Below are 17251 nucleotides of genomic sequence, written 5' to 3'. Positions count from 1 at the left end.
CGGCATCCATGCGCACCATTCTGACACTCTCAGCCGTCGTCGTTCTGGCCGCCGCCTGCGCGCCGCGTCCGCACGCCTATCCGGTCGCCGAGGCACCCTATCTGCTGCACGTGCCGGCTCCGGGGACGGATTACCGCTATCGCAGCGGTCCGCAGGGCTTCGGCCGTACCGGACCGGTCTATGCGCCCGGACCGGCGTATGGCTCCTATGGCCCCGGTCCCGGCGATCACGGATCCGGACCGGCGTATGGCTCCTATGGCCCCGGTCCCGGCGATCACGGATCCGGGCAGGACTATCGAGGCCCTGCGCCCCAAGGCCCGCCGCCGGGTTACGATGACCGGTACGGCTACGAGTATGAGGCCTATGGCCAGGGAGCGCGCGTCCAGGGGTACCCGGACGGCTATTCATGGGGCGATCGGCGCCATTCGGTCCGCGGCGGCTCCAGCTACGAGAGCCGCGAGATGATGACCGAGGAGACCTACATCACTGGCGGCGTGATCGTAGAGCGCGAGGCGCCGCGCGCGCCGCACCGGTCCGCTCCGTATCCGGACACATCGGGATACCCGTCCTACCCCGGGCCCTACGCCGAATCGCCGCGGTTCGAGCCGCCGCCGTTCGAGGCGCCGCGCGCCGGACCGCCGCCTGTCCCGTCGCCGCAGCCCCGGCCGCCCTATCCCGACGCAGGCCCCGAGCCGTTCTACTGATCAGCCAAAGCGCCAGGCTTCCTCAGCTGCGGCCTTGAGGGCGCGGGACTTGTGCAGGGTCTCCTGGTACTCGGCCTTCGGGTCGCTGTCGGCGACCACGCCGGCGCCGGCCTGAACGTGCATCATGCCGTCCTTGAACAGAGCGGTGCGCAGGACGATGCAGGCGTCGATCTCTCCGCCTGACGAGATATAGCCCGCCGCCCCCGCATAGCCGACACCGCGCTTGACCGGCTCCAGCTCATCGATGATCTCCATGGCCCGCACCTTGGGCGCGCCGGACAGGGTGCCGGCGGGCAGGGCGGCCAGCAGGATGTCCACCGGATGCAGGTCCGGCCGGGCCTTGCCCGTGACGTTGGAGACCAGATGCATGACGTGGCTGTAGCGCTCCACGAAGAAGCTCTTCGTCACCTTGACCGAGGCAGGCTCGGCCACACGGCCCACGTCATTGCGGCCCAGATCCACAAGCATCAGATGCTCGGCCCGCTCCTTGGGATCGGCCAGCAGTTCGGCCTCCAGCGCCTGATCCTCTTCCGGCGTCTTGCCGCGCGGGCGTGTGCCGGCCAACGGGCGGATGGTCAGTTCGCCGTCGCGCAGGCGCACCAGGATCTCGGGGCTGGAACCCGCCAGCTGGAAGTCGCCAAAGTTCATGTGAAACAGGAAGGGCGACGGGTTGGTGCGGCGCAGGGAGCGGTAGAAGGCGAAGGACTCCCGGGCGAACGGCGCGCTTAACCGCTGGCTGGGCACCACCTGGAAGATGTCGCCCGCGGCGATGTAGTCCTTGGCCCGGCCGACGATGGCGGCGAAGCCGGCTTCGGTCTCGGAGGCCTCAAAGACCACAGGATCGGGCGCGCCGGGGGCGGGACGCGGGGTGGGCTGGTTAAGGCGCTCGACCACGGCGTCCAGTCGGGCCACGGCGGCGGTGTAGGCGGTCCCGGCGTCGCCGCCATCCTGCCAGGCGGGGGTGGCGAGGATGATCTCCTGGGCCACGCCGTCGAAGATGGCCACGATGGAGGGGCGGGTCAGGACGGCGTCGGGCAGGTCCAGCGGGTCGGGATTGGCCTCGCCGATGGGCTCGAACAGGCGCACCAGATCATAGCCGAAGACCCCGAACACGCCCGCGGCCATGGGCGGCAAGCCTTCGGGCAGAGGGATGCGCGCCTCGTCCACCAGACGCTTCATGGAGGCCACGGCGCCGTCCGGTTCGGCCGTGAAGCGGTCCGCCGCGATATCGTCGCCGCGGGCGACCTCGGCCTTGTCGCCGCGACAACGCCAGACCAGATCGGGCGCCAGGGCCAGGATGGAATAGCGGCCGCGCCAGGCGCCGCCCTCCACCGACTCGAACAGGAAGGCGTAAGGCTCGCCCCGGCCCAGCTTGAGGCAGGCCGAGACGGGGGTCTCCAGATCGTCGATCAGGCGGCGGACCACCACCTGCGCCCGGCCTTCGCCCCAGCCTTGTGCGAAGTCCTCGGGCGAGGGCGAAGCGGCGCCCTGACTCATTCTTCCCCGGCGGCGGGCTCGGCAGGCGCTGCGGGCGCCTGCGACGGATTGATGCCCAGGGCGTTCAAGGCGCGCTCAGGCCAGGTGCGGGCCTCGACAGTACGACCCGCGGCGGCGCGAGAGTCTTGCCCCAGCGCCTCGGCCAGCTGCATGGTCAGGCGGGGGCGGGCCTGCTCGGCGATCGGCGCGGCCAGGGTCGCGACCGGGGCGCGGACCCGGTCCACGCGGCCGATGACAAAGCTCTGCGCGTCCTGCTGACCGGAGAAGACCTGATCGACGCCCTGGCTGAACAGGCCCCTCAGCACGCCCTGGCCGACCTGCGTCTGCACCTCTTCGGTCTGTTGCAGACCGGTGCGCGTGGTCATCGGGGCGTTCACCGAAGCAGCCACATCGGCGATGGCTTCACCGCCGCGGATCCGACCCGCCAGCTGATCGGTGAGGGCGGCCAGCCGGCGGCTGGTTTCCCGCTGCATCCAGCCCTGGGTCAGCATGTCGCGCACATCATCGAGCTCGGGCATGGCAGCCGGGCGGACATCGTTGACGCGAACCACGAAATACTGGCCCTGGCCGGCGTCGATGACATCGCTCTCGCCGCCTTCCTCAAGGGTGAAGGCGTTGCGAAGAACCGGTTGTGGGGCGTTCAGCGGCTGGCCGTTGGGCAGCCTGCCGTCTTCGGTGAAGGGCGGCAGATCGATGATGCGGGCGCCGGCGGCTTCCACCGCCTCGGCCAGCGAGCCGCCGTCCTGACGGGACTGTTCGAAGCGCTCCACCGAGTTGTAGGTGGCGCCGCGCACGGCTTCCTCGCGCAGCTCGGCGACGATGGCCTCGCGGCTGTTTTCCAGGGTGGCCGCCTGGCCGGGCGTCACCGACCGGACCTGGATGACGGTCTGCCCCAGGCCGCTGGCGACGGGGTCGGAAACCTGCCCGGCCTGCAGGCCGAAGGCGGCGGCGGCGACGGCCGCGTCGGTGACGGCCGAGCGGGGGCGGTTGTCGTACTCCACCGGCTGGATGTCGTTGGCCCCGGCCACCTGGGCCACGCTCTGTCCGGCGCGCAGGGCGGCAGCGACCGAAGCCGCAGTTTCGGCGTCGCGGGCGGTCAGGGTGGTGAAGGTGCGGGTCTCAGCCTGCGACAGGGACTCACGACGGAACTCGAAGCGCTCCTGGATCTGCGCATCGGTTACGGCGGGCGGGGCGGCGTCCGGGGCGGGGCCGAAGACGACCAGCGAGATGCTGCGGAACTCCGGCTGGCGCAGCCGGTCAGCGTTTTCGGTCAGGAAGGCCTGAAGCTGTTCTTCGGTAGGAGCGGGCGTCTCGCCGGCCATGGCGGAAGTGACCACGAACCAGCTGCCATCCCGGGTGTGCAGAGCCTGGGCCGCCAGTGCCGCGCCGTAGATGCGCGGCAGACGCATGCCGGCGTAGAGGGCTGCGCCGTAGTGGTTGGCGGCCAGCTGGTCGCGGATCTCCTGCTCGAACTGGGCCTCGGTCAGGTTCTGTTCGGCCAGGGCCTGGGCGTACTGGGTCCGATCGAACGCGCCGGTAATCTGGTTGAAGAACACGGGGAACTCGCGGATCTGTTCGGCAATCAGCTCGGCGCCGGGGCGCAGGCCCGCGCGCCAGGTCCAGGCGAAGAAGCCTTCGGTTTCGGCGAGGCCGTCCAGAATCTGGATGTGGCCGCCTTGGGCGACCAGATCCTCCATGGTCAGGGACTGGCCCGACTGCTCGCGATAGTTCTGCAACTGTTGATCAACGATGCGGCGGTAGTCCGCCTGGCTCACCTCGCGCGATCCGGCCTTGATCACAGGACCCGTCCGGGCGCCCCCGCCCAGGAAGTCGGTCGTGCCGACGATCACGAAGCTGAGGGCGATCAGGCCCACGATGATGGGAGCGACCCACGACTTCGAGAGCTTGCGGAACGAGGAGATCATGCGGCGGGCCCTGGATCGCGAAGCGCAGGAGTGCGCAGACTGGCCGTATAGGGGAGGGGGCGGCGGTCCCGCAAGCGGGCAGCCCCTTGGCTTGGCCTTATGGCCCGCCTAAACAGCCCTCATGACCGAAATGCGACGGCTGATCGCCGGAAACTGGAAGATGAACGGGACCGGCGCGTCCCTGGATGAGGCCAAGGCGCTGGCCGAGGCTCTGACGAGCGAACCCGCCGCCGTGCGCGTGGCCCTGTGCCCGCCCGCGACCCTGATCGAGCGGCTGGCGCGGACTGTGGAGGGCTCGGTCGTCGAGGTGGGCGGGCAGAACTGCCATGGCGAGGCATCGGGCGCCTTCACCGGGGACGTCTCGGCCGGGATGCTGGCGGATGCCGGGGCGGGACTGGCGATTCTGGGCCATTCGGAGCGGCGCGCCCAGCACGGCGAGACCGACGCAGACGTGGCGGCCAAGGTGGAGGCGGCGCTGGCGGCCGGGCTGGAGCCGATCATCTGCGTCGGCGAGACCCTGGAACAGCGCGAGGCCGGACAGGCCGTGGCGGTGGTTCAGGCGCAGGTTGCCGGATCGCTTCCCAAGTCATTGATTAATAAAACTTTTGCTGTCGCCTATGAGCCGGTCTGGGCCATCGGGACCGGCCTGACCCCCACGCTTGAGCAGATCGAGGCGGTCCACCGGGCCGTGCGGACGGCGATGGTCGCGCAACTGGGCGAAACAGCCCGCGCGGCGCCGATCCTGTACGGAGGCTCGGTGAAGCCGTCGAACGCCGCCGAAATCCTGCGCACCCCCGAGGTGGGCGGGGCGCTGGTGGGCGGGGCCTCCCTGAAGGCCCCGGATTTCCTGGGAATCATCCGGGCGGCCTGATCGGATCGGCCGAGGATTTCAGACATCCGGGCCGAAAAAACAGTGTCCGAATTGTCCGAATTGTCCGAAATGGGCTCCGAGGTTTCCTGATATCGGCCTCATTATAGGGCCGCCGGAAGGGCGTGGGCGCAAATAGACCTTAGCCCGCCTTTTCCGCCGCCTTGGCCGCGTTCCACAGGGCGTCCATTTCCGCCAGATTCGACTGGTCCGGCGTGCGGCCGTCCTTCGCCAGTTCGGCCTCGATGAAGGCGAAGCGGCGGATGAATTTGGCGTTGGCGCCGCGCAGGGCGTCCTCGGGCTCCACCTCCAGCTTGCGCGCCAGATTGGCCACCACGAACAGCAGGTCGCCCATCTCCTCGCGGGCCTTGTCGAGATCGCCCGCTGCGATCTCGGCGCGCAGCTCGGCCACTTCCTCGTGCAGCTTGTCGAAAACCTCGTCGGTGGAGGGCCAGTCGAAGCCGACGCGGCCCGCGCGCTTCGTCAGTTTGGCGGCGCGGGCGAGGGCGGGCAGGCCCACCGGCACGTCGTCCAGCACCCCGTGCTGGGCCTTGGCCACCCGTTCCCCGGCCTTGATGTCTTCCCAGCGCGCCTTCTGGGAAACGGCATCCGTTCTGGCCGCCTCGTCGCCGAAGACGTGGGGATGGCGACGCTCCAGCTTGTCGGCCATGGCGACGGCCACATCGTCGAAGGCGAACAGACCCTGTTCCTCGGCCATGCGGGCGTGGAACACCACCTGGAACAGCAGGTCGCCCAGCTCGCCCTTCAACTCGTCCAGGTCGCCGCGCTCGATGGCGTCGGCCACCTCATAGGCTTCCTCGATGGTGTAGGGGGCGATGGTGGCGAAGGTCTGGGCCACATCCCACGGACAGCCGCCGTCGGGATCGCGCAGGCGCTCCATGATCTGGATCAGGCGGTCGATGGGGCGGGGTGCGGTCATGGCGGGGGCTTATCGGGCTGCGCTGGCCGCATCCAGAGCGGCGCGGATTTCGGCGTGGCGGGCCTGGGTGAGGGGATAGCGGTAGAGCGCCCAGGCGCCGAGGATCAGGCACAGGGCCGGCAGACCCGCGAACATGACCTGAAGCCACATCAGGGCCGCGGGACTGTTGTTCTCAACCAGCGCAGGGTTGAAGCCGGCGAACTGCAGGCCGGTGAAGGTCAGCACCGACACCGCATAGCCGAGCTTGGAGGTGGCTGTAAGGATCGAGAACAGCAGGCCGGTGCGGTCCGCGCCCTGCTCCAGTTGCACCTGATCAGCCACGTCGGCCATCATGGCCCGCAGCAGGAGGTCGCCGGAGGCGAAGGCGAGGCCCACCAGCGCCACCATGATCGCCGCCATGATCAGGGGCGCGACGCCGAGCGCCGTGGCCAGAACCGGCGCACCAAAGCTGGCCAGCAGCAGGGTCACGGCGAAATAGACGCAGGCCAGGATCAGGGCGGCGTGCTTGCCCAGCCGCACCGCCAGCGCGCTCCAGACCGGGGCGCCGATCAGGCCGGCCACGAAATAGACCAGCAGCAGGATCGAGGTCTGGGCCCGCTCGAACCCTTGCACCGCTTCGAAAAAGTAGAAGAACAGCGCCCCCACGACGCCGCGCGCAATGCCCAGCATCAGGTCGGCGCCCAGCAGGCGTTGCATCACGGGCAGCTTGAACAGGCTGAGATAGGCGAAGCGCGAGGCCTTGTCGGCGGGCGGGCCGGGGGGCGGCTCGGGGGTGAAGGCGAAGGTGATGGCCAGGGTTACGGGCAGGGCGATGACGATGAACCACCCCTGCCAGCGCACGGCGGCGGCGTAGTCGCCCCAGCCCATGGACTGGACCAGCACCGGGATCAGCAGCACGGTCAGAACGCCGACGATGTTGGCGGTCTGCCACCAGCCGTAGATGCGCGAGCGCTGGTCGTAGTCGGACGACAGGGCCGAGGCCCAGCTGATCTGCGACAGGATGCTGACCGAAAAGCCCAGCGACATGACGATCAGCCACAGGGCCAAATGGCCGGCGCCGGCGCCCGGCCGCACCATGAACAGCATGGCCACCGCCAGCATCAGCACCGGCGCGGCCAGCCCCATCCACAGGCGGTAGCGCCCGAAGCGACTGTGGGTGCGGTCGATGACCATGCCCAGCGCCGGGTCGACAAAGATGTCGGCCATGCGGATGACGAGGAAGATGATGCCCACCAGACCCAGATCGACGCCCACATGGCTGGCGTAGAACTCCGGCAGGGTCACATAGACCGGCAGGCCCAGCGCCGCGTAGGGCAGGCAGGCGGCCGAGAAGGCGGCGAGCACGCCGTTGCTGCGGCGCGGCGCGGGCGTGGGCGTGGGCGATGAGGCAGCAGACGAGGCGGCGGGCTGGGTCATGGACGAGCCTGAGACGGCCGCTGAGTCGCGGTCTCCGGCATCTGAGCGCTGCGGATGATCCTCGGCAAGCGGCTTGCGGGCGCGCGCGGGCTGATCGAATGTGCGGTCATGATTTCCTTGCGCCTGATCGTGACCCTGCTGATCGCCTTCGGGCTGGCGACGACCGCCCGCGCGCAGTCGCCGGACGATCCCTGCTGGGTCGAGCTGGACGCGTTCAGCGACGCGGCCGTGGCCAACGGTCAGTCGGTGCTGGGCCTGGAATGGGCGCCGTTCGCGGCCGTTGAGACAGGGTGGGAGACCTATGCGCCGCTGCTCCAGCAGGAGCTGGCGACCCCGTGTTCGCCCGGTTCGCCCGGCTTCGCCTCGGCCCTGGCGGCGTTCCAGACCCGCTACGCCCTGGCGCCCACCGGGGTGTTCGACGCGGCCACGTTTCAGGTGTTTCGCGGCGTGTGGCAGGAGCGGCGGCCGTTCGTCATGGCGCGGGTCGCCGGCGAATGCCCCGAGCCGCCGCCCATCAACACCTGGGCCTATCTGCTGCCCGAGGAAGAGCACGCCGACCGCATCACCCGCATGCTGCGCCGGGACGTGCTGGAGGCCTACCGCCGCATGGCCGCCGCCGCCCGGGCCGAGGTTCCGGAGATCGCGGCTGATCCCGAGCTGCTGCAGATCTTCTCGGGCCTGCGCGACCCCGCCGCCGACGCGGCGCGCTGCGCCGCCGAGCGCAACTGCGACGGGCTGCGCCGCGCGGTCTGTTCGCCGCACCGGACGGGCACAGCGATCGACCTGTATGTGGGCCACGCCCATGGCTACGGCGTGGATTCCACCGACGCCTACAATCGGCTGCACCAGACCCGGGGGGCCACCTATCGCTGGCTGGTGGCCAACGCCCGCCGGTTCGGCTTCGTGCCCTATGTGTATGAGCCGTGGCACTGGGAATGGGTCGGGCCATGATCCGTCCTTCTCCCATTGGGAGAAGGGGGAACCCGCGCATCGGCGTGCGTAGCGCGACGATCCTCGCGCGGGGGATGAGGGCCGTCCGGCCAGTCAGTAGAGAGCCGACCCTCACCCTGCGCGCGAGGCACGGATGCTGGCGCACCCGTGCGCGCAGCCCTCTCCCAATGGGAGAGGGACGATGGTGACCCGGCCTCTCACTGCGGGCGAAAGGGATTTGGCCGTTGAAGTATTCGGCGACGCCCTGGCGCTCGACCCGGTCCGCATCCTGGCCTCGCCGTTTCCGCGCGCCTTCGTGGCGGGCGGATGGTTCGGGCGCGACTGGATCGTCTGGCCGCGCCGGGTGCTGCCCCACGACATGGCGGCCGCACCGGTGACGATCCAGGCCACCTTCATTCATGAACTGGTGCACGTGTGGCAGGCGCAACAGTGCGTGAACCTGCTGCTGGCGAAGCTGAAGGCGGGCGACGACCGGGCCGCCTACACCTATCCGCTGGAAGCCTGCACGTGGGGCGGGCTGAACATCGAGCAGCAGGCCTCGGCGGTGGAGCACGCCTTTCGCCTCAGCCGGGGCGGGGTGGTTCCGGGGGACGCGGCGTTCTATCGGGCGGTCGCGCCGTTTCCCTGCGGCCTGACCGGCGCCTGACCATCTTTTCTGACGGAGCAGCTTGAAACCCGCGGGACGGGCGCCCAGATCAGCAACTGGACCGGTTGCAGTACCGGGCCGCGGTCATTCAGTCACGGAGCTTCCCATGCCCAAGATTCTCGTCCTCTACCACTCCACCTACGGCCACATCGAGAAGATGGCCGAGGCCGTCGCCGAAGGGGCGCGCCAGGTCGAGGGCGCCCAGGTCGACATCAAGCGGGTTCCGGAACTGGTGCCCGAAGAGCTGGCGAAGAAGTCCGGCTACAAGCTGGACCAGGCCGCACCCATCGCCACCATCGACGAGCTGAGCGGCTATGACGCCATCATCATCGGCGCCGGCACCCGCTTCGGCACGGCCGCGTCGCAGCTGCGCAATTTCCTCGACCAGACCGGCGGCCTGTGGGCCAGCGGCGCGTTCGCGGGCAAGGTCGGCTCGGCCTTCACCTCGACCGCCTCGCAGCACGGCGGCCAGGAAACCACCCTGATCGGCATGATCCAGACGCTGCTGCACCATGGCATGGTGGTGGCGGGTCTGCCCTACGCCTGGCAGGGCCAGCTGCGTATCGACGAAGTGACCGGCGGGAGCCCCTATGGGGCCACCACCATCACCGGCGGCGACGGCTCGCGCATGCCCAGCGACAACGAGCTGGAAGGCGCCCGCTGGCAGGGCCGCTATGTGGCCGAGACGGCGAAGAAGCTGCACGGCTGACGATCATGACCCAGCCCGCCGTCTTCTTTGGACATGGTTCTCCCATGAACGCCCTCGGCGGTCCCTTCGCGGACGCCTGGGGCGACGTGGGCCGCGCTGTCGGCAAGCCGCGCGGCGTCGTGATGGTGTCCGCTCACTGGGAGACGCGCGGGCTGGCGGTCACGGCGCAGGAGCGACCGAAAACCATTCATGATTTCGGCGCCTTCCCGCGCGCGCTGCATGAGATGCAGTATCCCGCCCCGGGGTCGCCCGCACTGGCGGCGCGGGTGTCGGCCCTGACCGGAGCGGCGCAGACGCACGAGTGGGGACTGGATCACGGGACCTGGTCCGTGCTGGCCCACGTCTGGCCCGACGCGGACGTGCCGATCGTGCAACTGTCCCTGAACCGGGATCTGGACGCGCGCGGTCATCTGGAGCTGGCCAGGCGCCTCAATCCCCTGCGGGACGAGGGCGTCATCATCGCGGGCTCGGGCGACTTTGTGCACAATCTGAGGACCTGGAAGCGCGACGGCGGGGAACCCTACGACTGGGCTGTCAACTTCAACGAAGCGGTCAAGGCGGCTCTGGTCGCGGGCGACCACGACCGTCTGGTCGACTGGGTGAACCTGGCGGAAGACGCACAGTTGAGCGTGCCCACGGACGAGCATTTCCTGCCGCTGCTCTATGTGGCGGCCCAGGCGCGGCCCGACGATCCGGTCGCCTTCTTCAACGACCGGATCGAGGGCGGCTCGATCTCGATGACGGGTGTCCGGATCGGCCAGAGCCTGATTTCGGTCTAGGCGCGCCTGCTCATGACCGCATCGACGCTCCAGGGACCGGCGCCCGCCGCCGCGAGATACAGGAACACGAAGCAATACAGCGCGATGGTCTCGCCGCCGTTCAGGATCGGGAAGACATTGCCCGTTCCGTGCACCACCCAGTAGCCCACGGCGCAGAAGCCGGCGGCGAGGAAGGCGACGGGGCGGGTGAACAGGCCCAGCACCAGCAGAACGCCGAAGATCAGCTCCAGCGGACCGGACAGGCCCGCGAGACTGAAGCCCGGCGGGGGCACGCCTTCGACAACGGGGAACCCGAGCACCTTGGCCGTGCCGTGCTGCAGCAGCAGCAGGCCCGACATGATGCGAAGAACGCTGAGCAACTGCGGTCGAAACGCGGAAAATCTGTCGAACATGAAACCCTCCCAAGCTTGATCGATAGGGGGAGCCTGGGCCCAAGCCGGTTTCAGATCAACTGGAAGGTTCAGGCCGCCTTCGGCTGAGCCTCCGCCATCTTCTGGATGGCCACATAGTCGGTCTTGCCGGTGCCCAGCACCGGAAGCTCGACGACCTTGACGATGCGCTTGGGCACCGCCAGCTCGGGCGCGCCGTTACTGCGCGCCCATTCGGCCAGGGGCGCCACCTCGGCGTCCTCGCGGTCAGTGACCAGAACCAGACGCTCGCCCTTGCGGCTGTCGGGGATCGAGACAACCGCGTGGCGACCCTCGGGCCAGACGGCGTCGGCGATGCCCTCGACGGCGGTCAGGCTGACCATCTCGCCGCCGATCTTGGCGAAGCGCTTGACCCGGCCGAGGATGGTGACAAAGCCCTCGGCGTCGAGATCCACGATGTCACCGGTGTCGTGCCAGCCGTCGGGCAGCGCCTCCAGGCCCTCCGGATCGTTGGGCGACAGATAGCCGGCCATAACATTGGGTCCGCGCAGGAACAGCCGGCCGCCCTGATCGATGCCCTCGACGGGCTCGAGCCGCCATTCCATCCCGGGCAGGATCTGGCCCACGGTGCCGAAACGGTTGGTCCCGGGCCGGTTCACAGCGACGACGGGTGCAGCCTCGGTGGCGCCGTAGCCCTCCAGCAACTCCAGCCCGCCGAAGCGCTGGTTGAACATCTCCCGGGTCTCGTCGCGCACCCGCTCGGCGCCGGCGACCACGAACTGGACCGTCGAGAAGTCGTCCGGTCCGGCCACCCGCGCATACTGGTTCAGGAAGGTGTCGGTGGTCATCAGCACCGAGGCGTTCACCTGGGGCAGCAGGTCGGTGATCTGCTTGGCGTGAAGCGGGGAGGGGTACTGGAAGGACTTCAGGCCCTGCAACATGGGCAGGATCACCCCGCCGGTCAGGCCGAAGCAGTGGAAGGTGGGCAGGGGGTTGAAGAACACCCAATCCGGGTCGAGCTGGATGTGCGAGGCGATCTGCAGGGCGTTGGCCACCAGATTGGCCTGGGTCAGCACCACGCCCTTGGGCGCGCCGAAGCTGCCCGAGGTGAACAGGATCACGCCCGGATCGTCGGGGCTGGTCTCGGCGCGGAAGCGGCGGGGGAAGAGGCCGGCCATCAGGCCGAACAGTTTGTCCTGAAGTCCCACGGTCTGGCGGATGTCGTCCAGCCAGACGATCTCGGCCACCGGTTCCAGCGCCGTGACCAGGCTGTCCAGCTTGGCCTGTTCGATGAAGCGACGGGCGGTCAGGATCTTCTTGACGCCGGCGGTGGCGCAGGCGGCCTTCAGATTGCTCACCCCGGAGGTGAAGTTCAGCATCACCGGGGTCCGGCCAAAGGCGTGCAGACCGAAGAAGGTCACCACCATGCCCATGCTGGACGGCAGCATGATCGCCACCCGCTCGCCGGGCCCGGTGATGGCCGCGATCTTGCGGCCCAGCACGAAGGCCGCCCGGATCAGGCCGGTGTAGGTCAGGGGCTTCCTGTCCTGATCCTCGATGATCTCCTTGTCGCCGAACTGCTCGCGCGCCCCGATCAGGGCGTCGAACATGGACTGGCGAACAGCCTTCTCATCAAACAGTACCGGCAAGCGTGCGTCTCCCTGGAGGCCTGTGGCGGCCCTCTGTCTTTTCGCAGCGTAAACTAGAGGCGGGTCACACCGTTGAAAAGGTCTGTAACATCCGGGGACGTGAAAGGCTTCGTGACCGGGGCGGGCCTTGCCTTTAAGGGCCGAAAGCCCGACATAGCGCCTTCGTTGCAAGGAGTTCCGTCACGCCGATGGTGACGCTGATCGACACCCTGGCCCGGAAGCCGTCCGAGCTTCGCCACCCGGAAAAGCAGAACCGGCCGGAAAGCCCTGTGCTGCGCAAGCCCGACTGGCTGCGCGTCAAGGCGCCCGGCTCGGGCCAGTACAATGCGACCAGGGCCATCGTGAAGGACAAGGGCCTCGTCACCGTGTGTGAGGAGGCGGCCTGCCCGAACATCGGCGAGTGCTGGAGCCAGAAGCACGCCACCCTCATGATCATGGGCGACACCTGCACGCGGGCCTGCGCCTTCTGCAACGTCAAGACGGGCCTGCCGCAGCCGCTGGATCCGGAAGAGCCGGGCAAGGTCGGTCTGGCCGTGGCCCAACTGGGCCTGAACCATGTGGTCATCACGTCGGTGGACCGCGATGACGTGGCCGACGGCGGCGCGGCCCATTTCGCCGAGGTGGTGCGCCAGATCCGCCTGCAGGCGCCGAACACCACCATCGAGATCCTGACGCCCGATTTCCTGCGCAAGGACGGGGCGGCCGAGGTGATGATCGATGCCACGCCCGACGTCTTCAACCACAACCTCGAGACCGTGCCGCGGCTGTATCTGAAGATCCGGCCCGGAGCCCGCTACTTCCACTCCCTGCGCCTGCTGCAGATGGTCAAGGAGCGCGACCCCAACCAGTTCACCAAGTCCGGCATCATGGTCGGCCTGGGCGAGACCCGCGAAGAGGTCATGCAGGTGATGGACGACATGCGCTCGGCCGGCGTCGACTTCATCACCATCGGCCAGTATCTGCAGCCGACCCGCAAGCACGCCCCCATCGATCGCTTCGTCACGCCGGACGAGTTCAAGGCCTATGAGGCCATTGCCCGGGCCAAGGGCTTCCTGATGGTGTCGTCCTCGCCCCTGACCCGCAGCTCGCACCACGCCGGCGACGACTTCGCCCGGCTGAGGGCCGCGCGCATGGCCCAACTGGGCCGCTGAGGCGCCGTTCCGCTTGGCTGTTCACCGCGTCACCCGCATCCTGCCCTACACGCCCGACCAGTTGCTGGATCTGGTCGCCGACGTGCGCGCCTATCCCGCGTTCGTGCCGTGGGTCACCGCCATGCGCGTGTGGAACGAGCGGGAGGAGGGGCCCGGCGTGACCCTGCTGGACGCCGAGGCGGGGGTGGGCTTCGCCGTGCTGCGCGAGAAATTCTCCACCTGGGTCCGGCGCGACGCCAACCGCAATGTGGTCGAGGTGGGCCTGATCCGCGGGCCTTTCAAACACCTTAAGAACCGGTGGGAGTTCCATCCGCACCCCGACGGCGCGCGGCTGGAGTTCATGATCGACTTCGCCTTCAAGTCGCGCATGCTGGACATGATGCTGAGCGCCAATTTCGACCGGGCGGTGAACGCCCTGATCCGCTGCTTCGAGGCGCGAGCGCGGACCCTGTACGGCGGCTGATCCCGTCAGGCGTCCAGCTCTGGGCGCGGCGCGTATTTGGGCTTATCCTCACGCTTGAGGATGGAGGGTCCAACATGTCGCGCATCTCACTGACGGGTATCGCCCTGATCGCTGTTCTGGCCGCCTGTGACCGGGCCGAACCCGCCGCCGGCGCCGAAACCGCCCAGACGGAAGAGCAGAACCTGGCCCCGACCGAGGCCGTCAACGCCGCTGTCGCCGAGCATCAGGCCCTGTTCGCCGCCGCGTCGCCGGTGGAACAGGCCCCCGAGGGCACGGCGTACCGCTTCGCCTTCGACGGCCTGTCGACGCCCAGCCTGCCCATGACGGCGTTCCAGGGTGACGTGGTGCTGGTGGTCAACACCGCCTCAAAATGCGGCTTCACGCCCCAGTACGAGGGGCTTCAGACCCTTTACGAGGAATATGGGTCGCAAGGCTTTGTCGTGGTCGGGGTGCCGTCGGGCGACTTCCTGAATCAGGAGCTGGAGGACGCCGAGGAGATCCGCGAGTTCTGCACCCTGAACTTCGGTGTCACCTTCCCCATGGCGGGCCGCACCCGCGTGACCGGCGATGACGCCCACCCGTTCTATCAGTGGGCGCGGGCCGAGATGGGCCGGTCGGCCGTGCCCGCGTGGAATTTCCACAAGCTGCTGATCGACCGTCAGGGCCGTCTGATCGCGACCTTCCCGTCGACCACCACACCCACAGCCGACGAGATTCGTCAGGCGGTGGAGGGGGCCCTGTCGGCCTGAGGCGGAGCTAGCCGGTGTAGAAGGCCTGCTCGCCCATGAGGTTGTAGACCCACGGTCCCTTCAGGAAGTAGGCGGGCGCGCTGTCCTCCATGCGGAACCACCAGCCGTTGGCCTCCCAGTACAGGCAGGTTTTGGCCTGTGTGTCCCAGACGTACTCATCCGACTGGTAGAAGGCCGGGTCGCCGGCCGGGGTGTAGAACCACTTCACGGCCATGACGTCTCCTCGTTTCCAGTCCCGGCGAAGTGTTGCTGGCTTCGCCGATCACGACTGTGCTTCGAGCAAGGTGGCGGCGGTGTCAACGGAGAGCCCGCCTTGGGTGCGCTTGATGAGGCAGAGTCAGCGCCCGGGCGCGCGACGCTCGAAGGTCGCCATCTGCGTCGGCGCACCCAGCCCGGACGCGCACGGCCCGACGTCATCGAAACGGACCGTACAGTCGTTGCGGCCGGCCACTCCGGTCGCCCAGTGCCGGAAGCGTTCACGGCCCCACTCGAACCGGTGATCCCAATGCCGCCGACGTCCCGGCTTCAGACCCAGCACGGGATTGTAGTCGGCGTTGGGCGTTGTGATGATCACCGTGCGCGGCTGTCGGAGCACGAAAAAGGCGCGCTCCACCTGCGACAGGGCGTCGGGCTCGATATGCTCCAGCGTCTCGAGCATGACGAAGGTGTCGTGCCCCGTGAGGTCCAGAGCGGAGTCCAGGAAAGACCCGTGAACAAAACGCAGCTCGGTCCGGGTGTCGATGGGTGCAACCCTCGTCTTCAGGGTGTCCAGATCGCCGAGGCGCAACTCAACCCCCGTAAGGGCCTCGAACCGGTCCTCCTGAATCAGCCGCTCGAACAGCGGCCCGGGCCCGCAGCCCAGATCGGCGACCCGCCGTGCGCTACATCGAATCAGGGCGTCGACGACAGCCTGGATGCGGCCCTCATGCAGGCTGGACGGGGCGACGCGGCCCTGCGGCTTTTCGGGGTCAGCGAACAGGATTGCGGCCTCCCTTGGACAGACGGACGAATGGTGGGCCCTGATCCTCGCCGGGACAATAGCCGGGCAGGGCAGGAGCGGGCAGGGCGGCGTCAGTGGAAATCCCTTGAGCCGGGCAGCATGCGCAGGTCGCGAGGGTGCTGGGGATGGACGAACTCGTCCGCGCCGGAGAGCTGCAGCACCGGCTCATGGTCCGGCGACAGACGGTTGAGGTCGGCGGAGCGGTCGTAGAGGCGATCGGCCATCAGGTGGACCACGCCCTCGACGCTCTTTTCCACCACGCCCTCCACGCCCAGCAGGCGCGCGCCCATGACCACGCGGCGATAGGTCTCGAAGGTGCGCACCCACAGGACCAGATTGGTGACGCCGGTCTCGTCCTCCAGGGTGATGAAGATGGCCTTGCCGTTGCCGGGCCTCTGACGCACCAGCACGATGCCGGCGGTGCGCACCCGCGAGCCGGACCGCTTCGCCTCCACCTGGGCGCAGGTGAGGAACCCTTCCTCCGCGAACACCGGGCGCAGGACGGCCATGGGGTGGGCCTTCAGGGACAGACGCGTGGTCTGGTAGTCGGCGGCCACGTGTTCGCTGAGGGCCATCACGGGCAGGGCGGCGCCCGGCTCCTCGCCCAGCTCCCTTGCGCCGGCGGCGGCGAACAGAGGCAGGGCGTCGTCGTCGGGCAGGCGGCGCACCGCCCACAGGGCCTCGCGCCGGTCCAGACCCATGGAGCGGAAGGCGTCGGCGTCGGCCAGCTTGCGCAGCGCCGCCACGGGCAGCCGGGCGCGGCGCATCAGGCCCTCGACGCCGTCGAACGGGCGGGTGCGTGCGGTGGCCAGGGCTTGGGCCCACTCCTTCCGGAAGCCGTCGATCTGGCGCAGGCCCAGACGCAGGCACAGGGCCTCGGCCGGGCCCTCCAGGGTATTGTCCCACAGCGAATGGTTCACATCGATCACCCGCACCTCGACCCCGTGCTCGCGGGCGTCGCGCACGATCTGGGCCGGGGCGTAGAAGCCCATGGGCTGGCTGTTCAGCAGGGCGGCGGCAAAGGCGGCGGGGTGCCGGCACTTGATGTAGCTGGACACATAGACCAGCCGGGCGAAGCTGGCGGCGTGGCTTTCCGGAAAGCCGTATGAGCCGAAACCCTTGATCTGTTCGAAGCAGCGCCGGGCGAAGTCGGGATCATAGCCGCGCGCGATCATCCGCCCGACCATGCGGTCCTCATAGGTGTGCAGGGTCCCGTCGCCCCGGAAGGTGCCCATGGCCTTTCGCAGGCCGTTGGCCTCGCGGTCGCTGAACTCGGCGGCGACCATGGCCACCTTCATGGCCTGTTCCTGAAACAGGGGCACGCCCAGGGTCCGGTGCAAAATGGTCTTCAGCTCGTCCGGGTCATGGGGCGGCGCCGGGCTGGCGTAGACCACGTCTTCCTGACCCTTGCGGCGGCGCAGATAGGGATGGACCAT

The 17251-nt window shown here is 68.7% G+C and carries 18 protein-coding genes; 9 read left to right on the top strand and 9 right to left on the bottom strand.

Translation table 11 applies throughout. The features are described from left to right. Positions 1–8 precede the first annotated feature (8 nt). A complete protein-coding gene (locus tag ACK4SE_RS06875) occupies positions 9–704 on the top strand; it encodes a hypothetical protein (protein ID WP_409690357.1) in 696 nt (231 codons plus the stop codon). Here ACK4SE_RS06875 and trpE read toward each other — a convergent pair whose 3' ends face one another. Then, positions 705–2201, bottom strand: a complete 1497-nt coding sequence (gene trpE, locus ACK4SE_RS06870) for an anthranilate synthase component I (RefSeq protein ID WP_409690354.1) — start codon at positions 2199–2201, stop codon at positions 705–707. Beyond that, complete coding sequence (locus ACK4SE_RS06865) at positions 2198–4126, bottom strand: SurA N-terminal domain-containing protein (RefSeq protein ID WP_409690351.1); 1929 nt, start codon at positions 4124–4126, stop codon at positions 2198–2200. The genes trpE and ACK4SE_RS06865 overlap by 4 nt, the downstream gene beginning before the upstream one ends. A gap of 121 nt (positions 4127–4247) precedes the next feature. Here ACK4SE_RS06865 and tpiA point away from each other — a divergent pair, with 121 nt between their 5' ends. Next, entirely contained in the window at positions 4248–4997 is a 750-nt protein-coding gene (gene tpiA / locus ACK4SE_RS06860; protein ID WP_409690349.1) for a triose-phosphate isomerase, read from the top strand. A 139-nt stretch (positions 4998–5136) separates the two neighbouring features. Here tpiA and mazG read toward each other — a convergent pair whose 3' ends face one another. After that, positions 5137–5934 (bottom strand): nucleoside triphosphate pyrophosphohydrolase, encoded by a 798-nt coding sequence (gene mazG / locus ACK4SE_RS06855; protein ID WP_409690346.1) that lies wholly within the window; start codon positions 5932–5934, stop codon positions 5137–5139. Positions 5935–5943: 9 nt separating this feature from the next. Further along, entirely contained in the window at positions 5944–7350 is a 1407-nt protein-coding gene (locus tag ACK4SE_RS06850; protein WP_409690343.1) for an MFS transporter, read from the bottom strand. A 54-nt stretch (positions 7351–7404) separates the two neighbouring features. On the opposite strand from ACK4SE_RS06850, the gene ACK4SE_RS06845 reads away from it, so the two are divergent. From ACK4SE_RS06845 to ygiD, 4 genes are all read left to right on the top strand, one after another. Beyond that, positions 7405–8301 carry a D-alanyl-D-alanine carboxypeptidase family protein gene (locus tag ACK4SE_RS06845; protein WP_409690341.1) on the top strand — a complete coding sequence of 299 codons (897 nt, stop codon included), beginning with the start codon at positions 7405–7407 and terminating at the stop codon, positions 8299–8301. Between the two features lie 217 nt (positions 8302–8518). After that, on the top strand, positions 8519–8947 hold the full coding sequence (locus tag ACK4SE_RS06840; protein WP_409690338.1) for a hypothetical protein: 429 nt from the start codon (positions 8519–8521) through the stop codon (positions 8945–8947). A 106-nt stretch (positions 8948–9053) separates the two neighbouring features. Beyond that, positions 9054–9656 (top strand): NAD(P)H:quinone oxidoreductase, encoded by a 603-nt coding sequence (gene wrbA / locus ACK4SE_RS06835; protein WP_409690335.1) that lies wholly within the window; start codon positions 9054–9056, stop codon positions 9654–9656. A gap of 5 nt (positions 9657–9661) precedes the next feature. After that, complete coding sequence (gene ygiD / locus ACK4SE_RS06830) at positions 9662–10435, top strand: 4,5-DOPA dioxygenase extradiol (RefSeq protein WP_409690332.1); 774 nt, start codon at positions 9662–9664, stop codon at positions 10433–10435. Here ygiD and ACK4SE_RS06825 read toward each other — a convergent pair. Both ACK4SE_RS06825 and ACK4SE_RS06820 read right to left on the bottom strand, forming a co-directional pair. Further along, on the bottom strand, positions 10432–10827 hold the full coding sequence (locus ACK4SE_RS06825) for a DoxX family protein (protein WP_409690329.1): 396 nt from the start codon (positions 10825–10827) through the stop codon (positions 10432–10434). The genes ygiD and ACK4SE_RS06825 overlap by 4 nt on opposite strands. 68 nt (positions 10828–10895) lie before the next feature. Then, on the bottom strand, positions 10896–12413 hold the full coding sequence (locus ACK4SE_RS06820; RefSeq protein WP_409690775.1) for an AMP-binding protein: 1518 nt from the start codon (positions 12411–12413) through the stop codon (positions 10896–10898). A 227-nt stretch (positions 12414–12640) separates the two neighbouring features. Here ACK4SE_RS06820 and lipA point away from each other — a divergent pair, with 227 nt between their 5' ends. From lipA to ACK4SE_RS06805, 3 genes are all read left to right on the top strand, one after another. Further along, positions 12641–13603, top strand: coding sequence for a lipoyl synthase (gene lipA, locus ACK4SE_RS06815; protein WP_409690327.1), 963 nt, complete (start codon positions 12641–12643; stop codon positions 13601–13603). A gap of 13 nt (positions 13604–13616) precedes the next feature. Then, complete coding sequence (locus tag ACK4SE_RS06810) at positions 13617–14066, top strand: type II toxin-antitoxin system RatA family toxin (RefSeq protein WP_409690325.1); 450 nt, start codon at positions 13617–13619, stop codon at positions 14064–14066. A gap of 74 nt (positions 14067–14140) precedes the next feature. Next, entirely contained in the window at positions 14141–14815 is a 675-nt protein-coding gene (locus ACK4SE_RS06805) for a glutathione peroxidase (RefSeq protein ID WP_409690322.1), read from the top strand. Between the two features lie 7 nt (positions 14816–14822). Here ACK4SE_RS06805 and ACK4SE_RS06800 read toward each other — a convergent pair whose 3' ends face one another. The 3 genes from ACK4SE_RS06800 to ACK4SE_RS06790 form a co-directional block, all read right to left on the bottom strand. Further along, positions 14823–15029, bottom strand: a complete 207-nt coding sequence (locus ACK4SE_RS06800) for a hypothetical protein (RefSeq protein WP_409690320.1) — start codon at positions 15027–15029, stop codon at positions 14823–14825. A gap of 123 nt (positions 15030–15152) precedes the next feature. Beyond that, positions 15153–15707 carry a methyltransferase domain-containing protein gene (locus tag ACK4SE_RS06795; RefSeq protein WP_409690772.1) on the bottom strand — a complete coding sequence of 185 codons (555 nt, stop codon included), beginning with the start codon at positions 15705–15707 and terminating at the stop codon, positions 15153–15155. A gap of 179 nt (positions 15708–15886) precedes the next feature. Further along, positions 15887–17251, bottom strand: a 1365-nt coding sequence (locus ACK4SE_RS06790) for an OB-fold nucleic acid binding domain-containing protein (protein WP_409690317.1), incomplete at its 5' end; no start/stop codon positions are given.

It is taken from the genome of Brevundimonas sp. (assembly GCF_046293315.1).
Lineage (GTDB): Bacteria > Pseudomonadota > Alphaproteobacteria > Caulobacterales > Caulobacteraceae > Brevundimonas.
This window is presented reverse-complemented; position numbering and strand designations above follow the sequence as displayed.